Raw genomic sequence first — 16,383 nt, forward strand, 5'->3', positions numbered from 1 at the left:
GTTAAAAAATTGTAGATTTACAACAACCCTTTTAAACTAATACTTTAAAAAATGTCAAAATTTGGAGAATTAATCGATGTAAACATTCCAGTATTACTAGATTTTTTTACAGAATGGAATGAACAATCTACTGCAATGCATCCTGTACTTCGTGATGTTGCTGCAGCACTTGGCAATAAAGCTAGAGTAATTAAGATTGATGTAGATAAAAACAAAGAATTATCCGAAGCATTGCGAGTTAAAAGTCTTCCTACATTAATAATTTATAAAGATGGCGAAATGAAATGGAGGCAAAGTGGAGCGCAAGATGCTAATACCCTTATAGCAATCGTTCAAGATTTTATTTAAATCTTCATTGTTTTAAAAGTATATCCTCTATTACTAAAATACTCCAATACTCTTGCTAATACGTACATTAAAATTCTGGATGCTTTAACGCTGTCATGAAAAACAATAATATTATTTCTTTCTGAAGCAGCATTAATTACATGTTTTAAACTTTGTGCTTTGGGTATGTTTTGCTCCCAATCGAAAGCAATCACACTCCACATAACTACTTTGTAACCTAGTTTAACCAAAACCTTACCTTGTTTGTTTTTTAATTGCCCAAAAGGAGGTCTAAACAAATTCACTTTACATTGTTTAATTTATAATTTATAATTCCTAATTAATTATGGTTTCGGCTTTAACAACATTTTCTATATATTTTTCTGTTGAAGAGCTCCAGCCTTTAACATGATCTTGGGTGTGGTTACCTACACTATGACCTTCTTTTAAAACCAATTGAAAAATTTCAGGATATTTTTCTACATTATTACCAATACAAAAAAAGGTAGCTTTAGCATTGTATTGCTTTAGGGTGTCTAATGTCCATTCTGTGATTTCTGGAGTAGGTCCATCATCAAAAGTAAGATATATAGTTTTGTCTTTAGACGAAAAATCCCAAACATAGTTTGGGAAAATTCGTTTTATAAATTGCGGTATTTTAGCAGGAATAAATCTCATGTTTATTCTTCATTTTCCAGATTTGAAGTTTCAAAGTCTGGAAAACTTGTATCTCTATTAATATCGCGTTCTTCTCTTAATTGAGGTGTTTCTTCTGGGAAAAGCCTGCTAAAAAGTTTTTCATAATTATTAAAATCCATAAACTCTTTTTGTGCAAAATCTTCATCATATTCAATAAGCACAATTATTAAAGCTCTATATCTTTCTAAATCTGTAACAATCTCTTGTCCGTTTTTAATTTGATTCTCAAAAGTTAACTCACTGAAATAGGTTAAGCTTTCTTGATATTTAACAGCAACATCTTTAAACAATTGTCTTGCTTTGCCTTTTGCGCCAACTTCATAATAAGCACTAATATACGGTTCAAGCAATGTATAGTAGCCAAACTTATCTACTGGCATATTCTCCATTGCTATGTCTGCAATGTTTTCTGCCTTATCAAGTTTTTCTTCGTTAATTAAATTTTCTATTAATCGTGCTAAGTTTCCTCTATATGTAATGGAGTTTTTACGTGTTTCTGGATCATGGTAAATGTTGTCGCTACCACTATTTCCCCAATCCCAAGATTTTACTTTATCGTACATAAAATCTGTGTCTACGCGTCCCATATCGAATGGGTTTGCACGGTCTGTAGGTGTTTTTATTGGTACTAGTTTGTAAACCATACCATCTAACTGTAGGTAATCTTTCATCCAGATGTAATCATCTTCTCCAAAAGCACCACCTGTAAAGTAGATAGGGCGTTTCCAGTCGTTATTTCCTACAATGTCTAACATTAATAAACGCTGCTTGTAAATAGCACTTTCTTTTATGTTTATGTCTATATAAGGCACAATTAAGTCCGTATCTTTTTCCTTTACAATACCATACTTTAGGGCGTTTTCTTTGTTTACTGGGATTCTAATATTTTCTACTGGAAAATAATTTGTGTTTAGTAATTGAGATGGATAATCATTTATGTCTTCACCTTGTAATTGGATTATTCTCTTAAATTTAGTTTTTGGGTTGTCGCTAGAAACAAATTCTAAAAAGTCCTTTATTAATAAAGTGTCTCTACTAAAAGTAGGTTTAGCATCTTCAGTTTTAGGGTCTACGTAATAAGTGCGTTTCATTATATAATCTCGTGTACCATACTTGTATTGATCGTGAGTTAATTGTGATGGCACAGGATCGCTCTCATAGGCTTTGCGTTTCATTTGATCTATATACCAATCTGTCTGGAATAAACTCGTATTAACTACCCGAACATCTGTTCTATAATTTTCAATTTCTTGAGCATACCATAAAGCAAATGTATCGTTGTCACCAATAGAGAATAGTATTGCATTTTCACCACAAGAATCCAGATACTTTTTGGCCATTGACAAAGCTGTATATTTATTAGACCTGTCGTGGTCATCCCAATTATTTACTGCTAAAATTAATGGTGCAATTATTAAACAGATTCCTGTGATTGCTAGTGGGAGTGCAGTATTTTTTACTTTGTTTTGTAAGAATTCAAAAATACCATAGACACTAAAGCCTATCCATATAGCAAACACATAAAAGGAACCAACTACAGAGTAATCACGTTCTCGAGGCTCGAAGGGTCTAATATTGGTGTACACTTGTATGGCAATTCCTGTAAAAAGGAAAAGTACTAATAACACCCAAAATGTTTTTTTGTCTTTGTTAAACAAGAAAAATAAACCAATTATTCCTAAAATTAAGGGAAGGAAAAAGTAAGTATTTCTTGCTTTGTTATTTTTTACATCACCTGGCAAATTATCTTGGGATTGCCCTAGATGCCATGCGTCAATTGTATTTATTCCACTTATCCAATTTCCATGATTATTATATTCACCTTGTATGTCGTCTTGACGTCCGGTAAAATTCCACATAAAATAACGCCAATACATATACCCTAATTGGTATTGAAATAAGTACACAGTATTATCTATAAAAGATGGTTTTTCAATATCTAAATACTCTTGGCCATACTCTTTTAAAAATCTATTGTAGCCTTCGTAATCAACTTTTCCTTGAGCGACTTTGCTTTTAAACTGCTTAATAAAAGCAACATCTTGTTGTATTCTTGGACTTAAAGCAATATTTAGTTTTTTGCCATAAAGCGCCATAAACTCATCGTATTCTCTCTCTGTTAACTGATTTTGCTCGTATTTCTCAATAAAATCTTCAATTTTTTTCTGAGTAAATACATCAATATTAAATTTTTCTTTAAGTGTATAATCTAGAAATTCCGAAAAAAGCATGTAGTTTTCTGCATGTTCTCCACTCCACATTCGTGGTAAAATAGCAGCATGATCATAATTATAATTCTGTACTGCATCTTTAAAATCATTTACTATAACATATTTACCTTGCTCTAAATCTTTTTCGTATTTAGGTTTGTCATCTCTATAAGCGTCGTTTTTATCACTATTTAATGCAGCATATTGGTCTGTAAATAAAGGACCATAAAATAAATGTGTTTTAGGGTATTGTTCTAAATTGTAGTAAGCAAGAAGTTCTCTAGCACTTGACGGATTATTTTCGTTAATTACAACATCTGCATTTGCACGAATAGGCAGCATTAGCCAAGATGAAAAACCAATAACAACAAAAGTTAGGCATAGAATTCCGGTATTAATATGTTTTAGCGCTTTGTTTTTGGTGTACTTTAAACTAAAGAATATTGCAGCAATTAATAACAGACCAGCTATTATTGATCCAGAATTAAAAGGTAAACCAATGGTGTTTACAAAGAAAATTTCCAACACACTGAAGAATCTTAAAATATTAGGAGCTAATAACTTAAAAATGAATAATAAAACAGCTACAGAAACTACGTTTGCAATAATAAAATTTTTAATGGTTATGGTCTTGTAATTTTTAAAATAATAAATTAGGCCAATAGCAGGAATCGTTAGTAATCCCATAAAGTGAACACCAAAAGAAAGACCAATTATAAATGCAATAAGAATTAACCAACGGTTTCCTCTAGGATTATGCATATCGTTTTCCCAACGTAATGAACAATAAAATAAAAGAGACATTATAAGTGTAGCCATCGCATAAACTTCAGTTTCTACTGCGTTAAACCAAAAAGAATCTGTAAAGGCAAAAGCAAGACTACCAACTAAAGCACTGCCAAGTATAGCATAAGATTTTGAAGCGGTGTTTTCTTCTGTTTTAATCATTTTTTGAAGTAATAATGAAATACTCCAAAACATAAACAAAATAGTAAATGCACTAGAAACTGCACTTAACATATTAAGCATTAGTCCAATATTTTCTGGTGATACAGCAAAAGTCGAGAAAAAGGCACCTAACATTTGAAATAAAGGTGCTCCTGGTGGATGTCCAACTTGAAGTTTTGCTGAGGTTAAAATATATTCACCAGCATCCCAATAACTAACTGTTGGTTCTACTGTTAAACTATAAGTAATTAAAGCAATTAAAAAAGCGAACCATCCTAAGATATTGTTCCATTTTTTAAAATTTGAAGACGTCATACACCTGGTTTGTTTAATTTAATGGCGAATTTACTAATAAATTTGAAACAAGAATGATAAAGTTTTCATAACAGAATTTTTAAAATCGCTTATTTTTAGATAGCTGACACGCTTTTTCATAAAAACGTGAAAAAATAAATATTATTTTATTGCAAAATGTTTGCGCAAATAAAACTTTGTTTTAAATTTGCAGACTGTTACAATCATTGGCCTATGGTGTAACTGGTAACACGTCAGTTTTTGGTACTGAAGAGTCTAGGTTCGAGACCTAGTGGGCCAACAAAATTAATCCTAATACATTCAAGTATTAGGATTTTTTGATTTTAGACCTTTAATTTTTATTTTTGGTTATTTAAATTTTAAAAGTAATTACAGGCCTATTGGCATGATTAACAGGGTCTTCACTTAGACTTCCATTTAAAAAATGTGCAATACCTTGTCTGCCATGAGTACTAATGCCAATTAGATCTGCATCAACAATATGAGAAAAGTTTAAAATACCTTTTTCTACTGTTTCGTCATTGTAAATGTTTGTTGTGTAGTTTGTAAAGTTGGTTCCTTCATTAAACTCTTGAATTTTAACTTTAGCAGATGCAGTAGTTGTAAAGTTTGAAACCGTATTTACCATCAATAAGTGAATTTTAGCATTAAAAGTTTCTCCTAGTTTAACGGATTTTTTGTATGTTTCTCGATTATCTTTTTTAAGATCAGAAGCAAAAACAAACTCTTCTATATTAAAATTTTCATGTTCGTTTTTAATTACTAAAATAGGCTTATTAGAAGCGCGAACTATTTTTTCAGCATTAGATCCAATAAACATTTCTTTTAAGCCACTAGAACCATGAGATCCCATAACTATTAAATCTATATCTTCCTTTTTACATGTTTCTAAAATACCCGTAGCAATATCACGAATATCCACCATTTCAGTTACAGTAATATCACTTAAGTAATCTTGAGACATGATATCTTCAAACTGTTTATGTGCTAGTTTCATAAAGTAAACTGCTTCAGGTAAATCTGCTGGAATACCCTCAGAAATATGTGTTAGAGGTAAACCTAGCATGTTCAGTAAAATAAGCTCACAGTTGTGTTTTTTTGAAAGTTGAGCTGCTACTTTTATAGCATTCTCAGCTTCTTTTGAAAAATCGGTTGGGACAAGAATTTTTTTCATATTAGTTGTGTTTAAGAAGTACTTAAAACTAACAAAAAAAGAGCTTTTGAAAATTAAGTAAGTTTTAGTTAGTAATTTTTAATACATCTCAATTTACATTTTTAGCACATTTACAAAAGTTAAAAATTACTTTATTTTTAAATTTTGCTAAAAATCTGTAGGACATTGTTATGAGAATCAATAAAAAATTGTATATTTGCAGCGTTGTAAGAAAAATGAATGTGAGCGGACAGATAGTCCGCTCTTTTTATACTTAAAAATGTTTAATACCACAGTAAAAGATTTATTGAACGAAGCATTGGAGGAAAGAACCGATTTATTTTTAATCGAGTTTACTATCTCTATCGATCAATCGATAAATATAATTATCGATGGAGATAATGGTGTAAGAGTAGAAGATTGTATATTAATAAGTAGAGCAATAGAGCATAATATCGATAGAGAAGAGCATGATTTTTCACTAGAAGTAGCTTCAGCAGGAGCAGCAGCACTTTTAACACTACCTAGACAATTTAAAAAGAATATTGGCAGAACATTAGAAGTTAAAACAAAAACTGAAAACATAGAAGCAGAATTAGTAAACGCTTCTGAAGAAGAAATTGATTTAACTTGGAAAGCTAGAGAGCCAAAGCCTGTTGGTAAAGGTAAGGTTACAGTCAAGAAGAATGCTAAAATAGCTTACAACGATGTAGTAGAAGCAAAAGTTATGATAAATTTTAATTCAATAGAATAATGGAAAATATAGCGTTAATTGAATCATTTTCAGAGTTTAAAGACGATAAGTTAATAGATCGTGTTACGCTTATGGCGATATTGGAAGATGTATTTAGAAATGCCTTAAAAAAGAAGTTTGGAGATGATGATAACTTCGATATTATTATAAATCCAGATAAAGGAGATTTAGAAATTTGGAGAAATAGAGTTGTAGTTGCAGATGGTGAAGTAGAAGAACCAAATCAAGAAATTTCATTAAGTGCAGCTAGAAAAATTGAACCAGATTTTGAAGTAGGTGAAGATGTGTCTCAGGAAGTGAAACTTATAGATCTTGGTCGTAGAGCTATTTTAGCATTACGTCAAAATTTAATTTCTAAAATTCATGAGCACGACAATACAAACATATTCAAGTACTTTAAAGAGCTTGAAGGAGATTTATACACAGCCGAAGTGCACCATATACGTCATAGAGCTGTTATATTATTAGATGATGATGGTAATGAAATTATATTGCCGAAGGATAAACAAATACCTTCTGATTTTTTCCGCAAAGGAGATAATGTAAGAGGTATTATTGATAGTGTTGAGCTTAAAGGAAATAAGCCAGCTATTATTATGTCTCGTACATCACCTAAATTCTTAGAAAAATTATTCGAATCTGAAATACCAGAAGTATTCGATGGTTTAATTACTATTAAAAATGTAGTAAGAATTCCAGGAGAGAAGGCAAAAGTAGCTGTAGATTCTTATGATGATAGAATAGATCCTGTAGGAGCATGTGTAGGTATGAAAGGTTCTAGAATTCATGGAATAGTTCGTGAATTAGGAAACGAAAACATAGATGTAATTAATTATACTAATAACTTACAGTTATATATTACAAGGGCATTAAGTCCTGCACGTGTAACATCGATAAAAATCGATGAAGAAAACAAACGTGCAGAAGCAATATTAAAACCAGAAGAAGTAAGTAAAGCGATAGGTCGTGGAGGCCATAATATTCGTTTAGCTGGGCAACTTACTGGTTACGAAATTGACGTATTTAGAGAAGGAGCGGAAGAAGATGTAGAATTAAGAGAATTCTCTGATGAAATTGAAGCATGGGTTATTAAAGAATTTAGCAAAGCAGGACTAGATACAGCAAAAAGTGTACTAGAACAAGATGTTGAGGATTTAGTAAAAAGAACAGATTTAGAAGAAGAAACAATATTAGATGTTATTAGAATTCTTAAGCAAGAGTTCGAAGATTAACATATATTTGAGTAAAATTAAGGTAAAGGCAATTTATGGCTGAAACGATTAGATTAAATAAAGTACTACGAGAGCTAAACATCTCCTTAGATCGTGCTGTGGAATTTTTAGATTTCAAAGGTGTCGAGATAGAGAAGCGTCCGACTACGAAAATTTCTGAAGGAACATACAAAATCCTTTCAGATGAGTTCGAAACAGATGCAAATAAGAAAGTTAAGTCTCAAGCAGTTAGTGAAGCTAAGCTTAAAGAAAAGAAAGATTTACGTATTAAACGTGAGAAAGAATTAGAAGCTAAGCAAAAAGAAGATGAAGCTAAAGCTGCAGCCAAAGCCAAAGCCAAAGCAGAAGAGGTTGTAAAAGCAACTAAAGTTCTTTCAGGTCCAAAAAAAGTTGGAAAAATAGATTTAGATTCTAAAAAGAAAGAAGCGAAGGTTGAAAAAGTAGAAGAGGTAAAAGCACAAGCACCTAAAAAGGAAGCTAAAGTAGATACTAAAGCACCAGAAGAAACTCAAGTTAAAAAAGAAACTGCGCCTAAAAAAGCAGAGCTTGTAATAGCTAAAGAGGAAGAGGTTAAAGCAGAAGAAGACAATGATCCTGAAACTGTAGAGACACAATACAAAAAGCTTACTGGGCCAAAAATTGCTGGTAAAAAAATAGATTTATCACAATTTAACAAACCTAAGAAAAAGAAAGAGGTTGCTAAAAAAGCAGATGATGCCAATAAGAAAAAGCGTCGTCGTATCTCTAAACCTGGAGATAATAGATCTGGATCTGGCGGAAACACCAGAGGTGGAAACGATAGATTTAAAGGTAAAAAGCCAGGTCAAGATAGAAGAAACATAGTAAAAGCAGAACCTAGCGAAGAAGATGTAAAAAAACAAGTAAGAGAAACACTTGAGAAATTACAAGGTAAATCTAGCAAAGGTAAAGGTGCTAAATATAGAAGAGATAAAAGAGATCAGCATAGAGAGCAGACTGAAATCGATGAGCAAATCGAAGCAGCAGAAAGCAAAATACTTAAAGTAACAGAGTTTGTTACTGCAAGTGAAGTAGCAACAATGATGGATGTTCAAGTAACACAAATTATTTCTGCATGTATGTCTCTTGGTATGATGGTAACAATGAATCAGCGTTTAGATGCTGAAACATTAACTATCGTAGCAGAGGAATTTGGTTATAAAGTAGAATTTGTAACTGCAGATATTGAAGAATATATAGTTGAGGCAGTAGATAAACCAGAAGATTTAGTAGAACGTGCATCTATTGTAACAGTTATGGGACACGTAGATCATGGTAAAACATCACTTCTAGATTATATTCGTAAAGAAAATGTAATTGCAGGAGAATCAGGTGGAATTACACAGCATATTGGTGCTTACGGAGTACAATTAGAAAGCGGACAAAAAATAGCGTTTTTAGATACTCCTGGTCACGAGGCCTTTACAGCAATGCGTGCTCGTGGAGCACAAGTAACAGATATAGCTATAATTGTAGCAGCAGCAGATGATAATATAATGCCGCAAACAAAAGAAGCAATCTCTCATGCACAAGCTGCAGGAGTACCAATTGTTTTTGCAATTAACAAAATAGATAAACCAGACGCTAATCCTGAAAAAATTAAAGAAGGTTTAGCACAAATGAATCTTTTAGTTGAAGATTGGGGCGGAAAAATTCAGTCACACGATATTTCTGCTAAAGTTGGAACTGGTGTTAAAGAATTATTAGAAAAAGTATTGCTTGAAGCTGAGTTATTAGAGCTTAAAGCAAATCCAGATAAACCAGCAATTGGTACTGTGGTTGAAGCATTCTTAGACAAAGGACGTGGATATGTGTCTACAATATTAGTGCAAGCAGGAACTCTTAGAATTGGTGATTATGTGTTAGCAGGTAAAAACAGTGGTAAAATTAAAGCCATGCAAGATGAGCGTGGTAATGATGTTGAGGCTGCAGGTCCTTCTACACCAGTATCTATATTAGGATTAGATGGAGCGCCTCAAGCAGGTGATAAGTTTAATGTATTTGCAGATGAGCGTGAAGCTAAACAAATTGCTACAAAACGTATGCAATTACAACGTGAGCAAGATGTTCGTACTACTAAAACATTAACACTAGCAGAAATTGGACGTCGTATTGCACTTGGTACATTTAAAGAATTAAATATTATCCTTAAAGGAGATGTTGATGGTTCTGTTGAAGCTTTAACAGATTCATTCCAAAAATTATCTACTGAAGAAATTCAAGTTAATATTCTTCATAAAGGTGTTGGTGCCATTACAGAAAGTGATGTGTTGTTAGCAACTGCCTCAGATGCTATTATTATTGGTTTCAACGTTCGTCCTGTAGGAAATGCTAGAGTTATTGCAGATATAGAAGAAATTGATATTAGAACATATTCAATTATCTATGATGCAATTAATGACCTTAAAGATGCAATGGAAGGTATGTTATCTCCAGAGCTTAAAGAAGAGATTACTGGAACTGCAGAAATTAGAGAAATCTTTAAAGTTACTAAAGTTGGTAGTATTGCAGGTTGTATGGTTATGAATGGTAAAATATTCAGAAACTCTCAAATACGTTTAATACGTGATGGAGTAGTCGTTTACACTGGCGAATTAGATTCTTTAAAACGCTTTAAAGATGATGTGAAAGAAGTTGGTAAAGGTTACGACTGTGGTATGCAAATTAAAAATTACAACGATATTAAAGAAGGTGATGTAATAGAAGCATTCCATGAAGTAGAAGTTAAAAAGAAGTTGAAGTAAGTTAATAGCTTTATAATAATTATAAAAAAAATGCGATTTAATTTGAATCGCATTTTTCTATTTATAAAACCTAAATTAGATTATTCTTTTTTCTATGGCTTAAAAATAAAAGCATTAAGGAACTTTTTCTTAATTTTAATCAAAGCACGTTCTGCTTCCAAACGTGTTCTAAAACTTCCAACCCAAATTTTATAGTTAGGTGTCTCGTATTCTAATTTCGAAGCCCAAGAATTAAAAGCAACATCAAATTTATTTTCCATGCTTTCCGCTTGTTGTCTAGAGCCCGAATAAATCTGTATTTTATAACGTTCGCTATTCTCATCTTCAATATTAATCTCTTTTTTTAGTTCTATTAAAGTTATAACTTCAGGTTGTTGATTGATTTCTACTGTTCCTTGTTGAGCATAAATAACACTATTAATAAGCACTAAGCTTAAAGATAAATAATAGATTTTTAATGTTTTAGAATTCATTTTTATTATATATTTTATACAAATGTAAAAGTAATAAACGAAAGAAAAGTGCTTTTTTTTATTTAGAATTTTTCTAAATTATAAATTAAGACTTCTTTAAGATTTCAAAAATGGACTTTAAGTATTACTTTTGCGTAAGTTTTTTATAACTGTATTTTAGATATAGATGAAAAAATCATACCAAAGTTTAGAAGTAAATTCAATCAACAATATGAAAAAGGTGATTCACCGCAAATTAGGCATTAATATTCTTCATTTAAGCTTAGTTTTTTTATTAACGCTTTCTACTACTCTTTCTGCTCAAGAAGTTGATGCTGTAAATGGTAAAGCCTTGTTTAATGCAAACTGTGCGTCTTGTCATAAATTAGATAAGAAAATGACAGGTCCTGCTTTACGAAATGTAGAGCAACGTTTAGCAGATACTGAAGGCTTAGATAGAGAATGGCTGTATGCATGGATTAGAAATAGTGCAGGCTTAATTAAGTCTGGAGATGCTTATGCAAATAAAATATATAATGAGTACAATGGAACGGCAATGACTGCCTATCCTGGATTCTCTGATGCTGATATAGATGATATTTTAGCTTACACAGCAGCAGAACCTCCTGCTTCAATAAAAGAAGAAGTTATAGATGACAGGTCTAATCCTGGGAACGATACAGGTTCTAATGGATTAATACTAGGAGCCCTAGCGTTGTTATTTGCGTTATTGGCAGGTGCATTATTTTTAGTAAATAAAACACTTCGTACTTTTGCAGATGTTAAAGGTGTTGAGTTAGCAGAAAAGGAAAACAAAAAGCCACTTTGGAAAGCATTTGTTGAAAATCAATTTTTAATGTTGGTTACTGCGGTTTTATTTTTATTAGCCTCTGGTTACTTTGTTTATGGCTACGTAATGCAGGTTGGAGTAAATCAAGGATATGAGCCAGTTCAAGAAATTCATTACTCACATAGAATACATGCAGGAGATAATGGTATTGATTGTAAATATTGTCACTCATCAGCAAGAGTTTCTAAGCATTCAGGAATACCCTCTTTAAATGTTTGTATGAATTGTCATAAATCTATATACGAGGTTGCTGCAGAAACGCAAGTAGAAGGTGTTGCAGAATATGGTGTGGATTACAACGCTGAAATTAAAAAATTATACAAAGCAGTTGGTTGGGATGATGCTGAGCAAAAGTATACAGGAGAGACATCTCCAGTAAAGTGGACTAGAATTCACAACTTGCCAGATTTTGCATACTTTAACCATTCACAGCACGTAAGTGTTGCAGGTGTTGAATGTCAAACATGTCATGGTCCTGTTGAAGAAATGGAAGTAATGTATCAATTTGCACCATTAACAATGGGTTGGTGTATAAACTGTCACAGAGAAACAAATGTTAAAGTAAAAGATAACGAGTATTACACTAAAATTCACGAAGAGCTTTCTAAAAAATATGGAGTTGAGCAATTAACTGCAGCGCAGATGGGTGGATTAGAATGTGGTAAGTGTCATTACTAGATATTAGTTGCCAGTATTTCCTAATAATAAAGGATATACAATAAAAAAAATAAATAAATTAAGAAGTAATTCAATTATATAATATGTCATCAAACAAGAAATACTGGAAAAGTGTTGAAGAGCTAAAAGATAGCTCTATTGTTGAGACGCTAAAACAAAACGAATTTGTAAATAAAATTCCTACAGACGATTTTCTTGGAGACAAGGAAACATTAGAGGCTTCATCTACAACGCGTCGTGATTTCTTAAAGTATGTTGGTTTTAGTACAGCTGCAGCTTCATTAGCTGCATGTGAAGGTCCAGTAATTAAATCAATTCCCTACGTAGTGCAACCAGATTCTATTATTCCTGGTGTTGCAAATTACTATGCTACAACAGTAGCAGATGGTTTTGATTTTGCAAGTGTTTTAGTAAAAACTCGAGAGGGTCGTCCAATAAAAATTGAAAACAATAACCTTAGCGCTACTAATGCTGGTGCGAATGCAAGGGTTAATGCATCGGTTTTAGGGTTATATGATAGCATGAGAGTGCAAAGCCCAATGAAAGGTGAAAGGGTTATTTCATGGTCAACATTTACTTCTGAAACTACTCAAAAATTAAATGCTGTAAAAGCTGCAGGAAAGCAAATTGTATTATTAACACAAACTTTTGCGAGTCCTTCAACATCTAAATTGATAGCAGAATTTAAAGAAAAATACGGAAATGTAAATCATGTAGTTTATGACGCTGTTTCAGAGTCTACTGCATTAGATGCTTTTCAGACTAAATATAATGAAAGAGGTTTAGCGGATTACGATTTTTCAATAGCATCGACTATTGTTGCTTTTGGAGCAGATTTCCTAGGAGATTGGCAAGGTGGTGGTTTTGATTCTGGATATTCTAAAGGACGTGTTCCAACTAATGGAAAAATGTCTCGTCATATTCAGTTCGAATCTAATATGTCTTTAGCTGGAGCAAATGCAGATAAGCGTGTGCCTCTAACACCAAGTCAGCAAAAATTAGCTTTAGCAAAATTACACAGCCTATTAGTTGGTAGTTCTTTTTCAGGAAGCTTACCAGCTAACATAGAAAAGGCGGTTCAAGATACTGCTTCAGAGCTTGATAAAGCAGGAAGTAATGGTGTTGTTGTTACAGGTCTTCAAGATGTAAATGCACAAACTGTTGTTTTAGAGATTAACGAAAAGCTTAATAGTAAAGCGTTTAATCCTAAAAGTCCAATAAAAACAAGACAAGGAAATGATAAGTCTGTAACTACTTTAATTGCTGATATGAAAGCAGGTAAGGTTGGTGCGCTTATTATGAGTGGAGTTAATCCATTATATACATTACCAAATGCTTCAGATTTTGCTGAAGGATTAAAGAATACAGATTTATCAGTTGCTTTTTCTATGAAAGCAGACGAAACTGCATTAGTATCAGAATATACTGCTGCTGCTCCTCATTACTTAGAAAGTTGGGGAGATGTTGAATTAAAGAAAGGTCATTTTGGTTTAATTCAACCAACAATTCGTCCTTTATTCGATACAAAACAATTTCAAGAGTCACTATTACTTTGGAATGGTAATGATGTTAAATATAGTGACTATATTAAAGAACTTTGGAATTCTCAAATATTAAATGGAGCATCATTTAACCAAGCGTTACATGATGGATCATTTATGTCAGAATCTTCAAGTAATATAGTTGAAGAAACTGCTGAAGTTTCTGAAAAAAATATTGAAACTCCTTCTGGTAATGCTGCAAGAGCTTTAGCTGCTAGTGCAACATCAACAGGAATGGAACTTACTTTATATACTAAAGTAGGTATGGGAGATGGGCAACAAGCAAATAATCCTTGGTTACAAGAGTTTCCTGATCCAATTACAAGAACATCTTGGGATAACTATTTAACTGTTTCGGCCTCAGATGCAAAAGCATTAGAGTTGGTTAACGAGCATGAAGCAACAGGAGCTTTAAATGGTAGTTATGCAGAAATTACAGTAAATGGTAATAAATTAACTGTTCCAGTAATTATTCAGCCAGGTCAAGCTTCAGGTTCTGTTGGTTTAGCTTTAGGATATGGTAAATCACAAGGTTTAAAAGAAGAAATGCAAACTGGTGTTAATGGATATACATTATACCAAGGTTTTAATAATATTCAACAAGTAACAATTACAAAAGCTGCTGGAATGCATGAGTTTGCTTGCGTACAGTTGCAAAACACTTTAATGGGTCGTGGAGACATCATTAAAGAAACTACTCTAGAAATTTTTAATACCAGTGATAGGACAGTGTGGAATAAAATCCCTACTGTATCATTAAATCATGAAGAGGTGGAAATAACTTCACCTGAGGTTGATTTATGGGATGAATTTGATCGTTCTATTGGTCATCATTTCAATTTATCTATTGATTTAAATGCTTGTACAGGATGTGGTGCTTGTGTTATTGCATGTCATGCTGAAAATAATGTTCCTGTTGTAGGAAAAGAAGAAATACGTAGAAGTCGCGATATGCACTGGTTACGTATAGATAGATATTATTCATCTGAAGATTCTTTCGCAGCTGATGATGCTAAAAAAGAAGGTTTTGATGGATTAGGCTTATTTAGTGATAATGGTTCTTTAGGAGGTTTTGGAGAATTAGAAGTAGCTGCAGATAATCCACAAGTTGCTTTTCAGCCAGTAATGTGTCAGCACTGTAATCATGCTCCTTGTGAGACTGTTTGTCCAGTAGCAGCAACATCACATGGTAGACAAGGTCAAAACCATATGGCTTACAACCGTTGTGTTGGTACAAGATATTGTGCAAACAACTGTCCTTATAAAGTACGTCGTTTCAATTGGTTCCTTTATAACGGGAATGATGAGTTCGATTATTTTATGAATGACGACTTAGGTCGAATGGTAATTAACCCAGATGTAACAGTACGTTCTCGTGGTGTCATGGAGAAATGTTCTATGTGTATTCAAAAAACACAAAAAACAATCTTAGATGCAAAACGTGATGGACGTGTTATTAAAGATGGAGAATTTCAAACAGCATGTTCTTCTGCTTGTAGCAATGGAGCAATGGCATTTGGAGATATTAACGATAAAGAAAGTAAAGTTGCAAAACTTTTAGAAGACGATCGTATGTATCACTTACTAGAAAGTGTTGGTACTAAACCTAATGTTCAGTATCATACTAAAGTGAGAAACACGAAAGCATAAAAAAATTAATTAACGAATACTTATAAAAGGATTATGGCGTCTCATTACGAAGCACCTATTAGAAGACCTTTAGTCACAGGCAACAAGTCGTACCACGATGTAACTGTAGATATTGCAGCACCTGTTGAAGGAAAAGCCAACAAACAATGGTGGATTGTATTTTCAATCGCATTAGTTGCTTTTCTTTGGGGAGTTGGATGTATGGTTTATACAATTTCAACTGGTATTGGAACTTGGGGATTAAACAAGACCGTTGGTTGGGCTTGGGATATTACTAACTTTGTTTGGTGGGTTGGTATTGGTCACGCAGGAACTTTAATTTCTGCCGTACTATTATTATTCCGTCAAAAATGGAGAATGGCAATTAACCGTTCTGCAGAAGCAATGACAATTTTCTCTGTTGTACAAGCAGGTTTATTTCCAATTATTCACATGGGTCGTCCATGGTTAGCGTATTGGGTTCTACCAATACCAAACCAATTTGGATCACTTTGGGTAAACTTTAATTCACCATTACTTTGGGATGTATTTGCAATTTCGACATATCTATCCGTATCTCTAGTATTCTGGTGGACAGGTTTATTGCCAGATTTCGCAATGTTACGTGATAGAGCTATCAAGCCATTTCAAAAGAAAATATATAGTTTATTAAGTTTCGGTTGGACAGGTAGAGCTAAAGATTGGCAACGTTTTGAGGAAGTTTCTTTAGTGCTTGCTGGTTTAGCAACACCATTAGTACTATCGGTACATACAATTGTATCTTTTGATTTCGCAACATCTGTAATACCAGGATGGCACACTACTATTTTTCC

Annotated in this window: 11 protein-coding genes, 1 tRNA gene and 1 pseudogene; 8 read left to right on the forward strand and 5 right to left on the reverse strand. The window is 32.8% G+C overall.

The features are described from left to right. Positions 1 to 51: 51 nt before the first annotated feature. Complete coding sequence (locus QNK89_RS05730; RefSeq protein ID WP_340170068.1) at positions 52 to 348, forward strand: thioredoxin family protein; 297 nt, start codon at positions 52 to 54, stop codon at positions 346 to 348. On the opposite strand, the gene QNK89_RS05735 is transcribed toward QNK89_RS05730, so the two are convergent. The 3 genes from QNK89_RS05735 to QNK89_RS05745 are packed head-to-tail and all read right to left on the reverse strand — an operon-like array spanning position 345 to position 4,499. Continuing rightward, positions 345 to 632: a hypothetical protein gene (locus QNK89_RS05735; protein ID WP_340170069.1), complete on the reverse strand. Its 288-nt coding sequence runs from the start codon at positions 630 to 632 to the stop codon at positions 345 to 347. The two genes, QNK89_RS05730 and QNK89_RS05735, sit on opposite strands and share 4 nt — an antisense overlap. Before the next feature lie 31 nt (positions 633 to 663). Next, positions 664 to 1,005, reverse strand: coding sequence for a polysaccharide deacetylase family protein (locus tag QNK89_RS05740; RefSeq protein WP_340170070.1), 342 nt, complete (start codon positions 1,003 to 1,005; stop codon positions 664 to 666). A 2-nt stretch (positions 1,006 to 1,007) separates the two neighbouring features. Beyond that, entirely contained in the window at positions 1,008 to 4,499 is a 3,492-nt protein-coding gene (locus QNK89_RS05745) for a DUF2723 domain-containing protein (protein WP_340170071.1), read from the reverse strand. Between the two features lie 207 nt (positions 4,500 to 4,706). Between QNK89_RS05745 and QNK89_RS05750 the strand changes: the two genes are divergently transcribed. After that, a tRNA-Gln gene (locus QNK89_RS05750) sits at positions 4,707 to 4,779 on the forward strand. Positions 4,780 to 4,851: 72 nt separating this feature from the next. Here the strand turns inward: QNK89_RS05750 and QNK89_RS05755 are convergent. Next, positions 4,852 to 5,673 (reverse strand): universal stress protein, encoded by an 822-nt coding sequence (locus QNK89_RS05755; RefSeq protein WP_340170072.1) that lies wholly within the window; start codon positions 5,671 to 5,673, stop codon positions 4,852 to 4,854. Between the two features lie 259 nt (positions 5,674 to 5,932). On the opposite strand from QNK89_RS05755, the gene rimP reads away from it, so the two are divergent. The 3 genes from rimP to infB are packed head-to-tail and all read left to right on the forward strand — an operon-like array spanning position 5,933 to position 10,400. Further along, the gene (gene rimP / locus QNK89_RS05760; protein ID WP_340170073.1) at positions 5,933 to 6,406 is read left to right on the forward strand and encodes a ribosome assembly cofactor RimP; all 474 of its coding nucleotides are present in this window, start codon (positions 5,933 to 5,935) and stop codon (positions 6,404 to 6,406) included. Then, positions 6,406 to 7,638: a transcription termination factor NusA gene (gene nusA, locus QNK89_RS05765; protein WP_340170074.1), complete on the forward strand. Its 1,233-nt coding sequence runs from the start codon at positions 6,406 to 6,408 to the stop codon at positions 7,636 to 7,638. Before rimP ends, nusA begins: the two co-directional genes overlap by 1 nt. A 35-nt stretch (positions 7,639 to 7,673) precedes the next feature. Then, positions 7,674 to 10,400, forward strand: a complete 2,727-nt coding sequence (gene infB, locus QNK89_RS05770) for a translation initiation factor IF-2 (RefSeq protein WP_340170075.1) — start codon at positions 7,674 to 7,676, stop codon at positions 10,398 to 10,400. 92 nt (positions 10,401 to 10,492) lie between these two features. Here infB and QNK89_RS05775 read toward each other — a convergent pair whose 3' ends face one another. Then, on the reverse strand, positions 10,493 to 10,873 hold the full coding sequence (locus tag QNK89_RS05775) for an SPOR domain-containing protein (protein WP_340170076.1): 381 nt from the start codon (positions 10,871 to 10,873) through the stop codon (positions 10,493 to 10,495). 211 nt (positions 10,874 to 11,084) lie between these two features. Between QNK89_RS05775 and QNK89_RS05780 the strand changes: the two genes are divergently transcribed. The 3 genes and pseudogenes from QNK89_RS05780 to QNK89_RS05790 form a co-directional block, all read left to right on the forward strand. Beyond that, entirely contained in the window at positions 11,085 to 12,380 is a 1,296-nt protein-coding gene (locus tag QNK89_RS05780) for a c-type cytochrome (protein WP_340170078.1), read from the forward strand. 83 nt (positions 12,381 to 12,463) lie between these two features. Then, positions 12,464 to 15,571, forward strand: a complete 3,108-nt coding sequence (locus tag QNK89_RS05785; RefSeq protein WP_340170077.1) for a TAT-variant-translocated molybdopterin oxidoreductase — start codon at positions 12,464 to 12,466, stop codon at positions 15,569 to 15,571. Between the two features lie 33 nt (positions 15,572 to 15,604). Next, a pseudogene (locus QNK89_RS05790) lies at positions 15,605 to 16,383 on the forward strand (molybdopterin oxidoreductase); the annotation flags it as partial.

The sequence above is a fragment of the Lacinutrix sp. genome (genome assembly GCF_037625555.1).
In the GTDB taxonomy this organism is placed as follows: domain Bacteria; phylum Bacteroidota; class Bacteroidia; order Flavobacteriales; family Flavobacteriaceae; genus Lacinutrix.

Excerpts from the sequence above, each read along its gene's own strand:
- QNK89_RS05730 (WP_340170068.1), top strand. The coding sequence starts at position 52 with ATGTCAAAATTTGGAGAATTAATCGATGTAAACATTCCAGTATTACTA.
- QNK89_RS05740 (WP_340170070.1), bottom strand. The coding sequence starts at position 1,005 with ATGAGATTTATTCCTGCTAAAATACCGCAATTTATAAAACGAATTTTC.
- QNK89_RS05745 (WP_340170071.1), bottom strand. The coding sequence starts at position 4,499 with ATGACGTCTTCAAATTTTAAAAAATGGAACAATATCTTAGGATGGTTC.
- QNK89_RS05755 (WP_340170072.1), bottom strand. The coding sequence starts at position 5,673 with ATGAAAAAAATTCTTGTCCCAACCGATTTTTCAAAAGAAGCTGAGAAT.
- rimP (WP_340170073.1), top strand. The coding sequence starts at position 5,933 with ATGTTTAATACCACAGTAAAAGATTTATTGAACGAAGCATTGGAGGAA.
- nusA (WP_340170074.1), top strand. The coding sequence starts at position 6,406 with ATGGAAAATATAGCGTTAATTGAATCATTTTCAGAGTTTAAAGACGAT.
- infB (WP_340170075.1), top strand. The coding sequence starts at position 7,674 with ATGGCTGAAACGATTAGATTAAATAAAGTACTACGAGAGCTAAACATC.
- QNK89_RS05775 (WP_340170076.1), bottom strand. The coding sequence starts at position 10,873 with ATGAATTCTAAAACATTAAAAATCTATTATTTATCTTTAAGCTTAGTG.
- QNK89_RS05780 (WP_340170078.1), top strand. The coding sequence starts at position 11,085 with ATGAAAAAGGTGATTCACCGCAAATTAGGCATTAATATTCTTCATTTA.
- QNK89_RS05785 (WP_340170077.1), top strand. The coding sequence starts at position 12,464 with ATGTCATCAAACAAGAAATACTGGAAAAGTGTTGAAGAGCTAAAAGAT.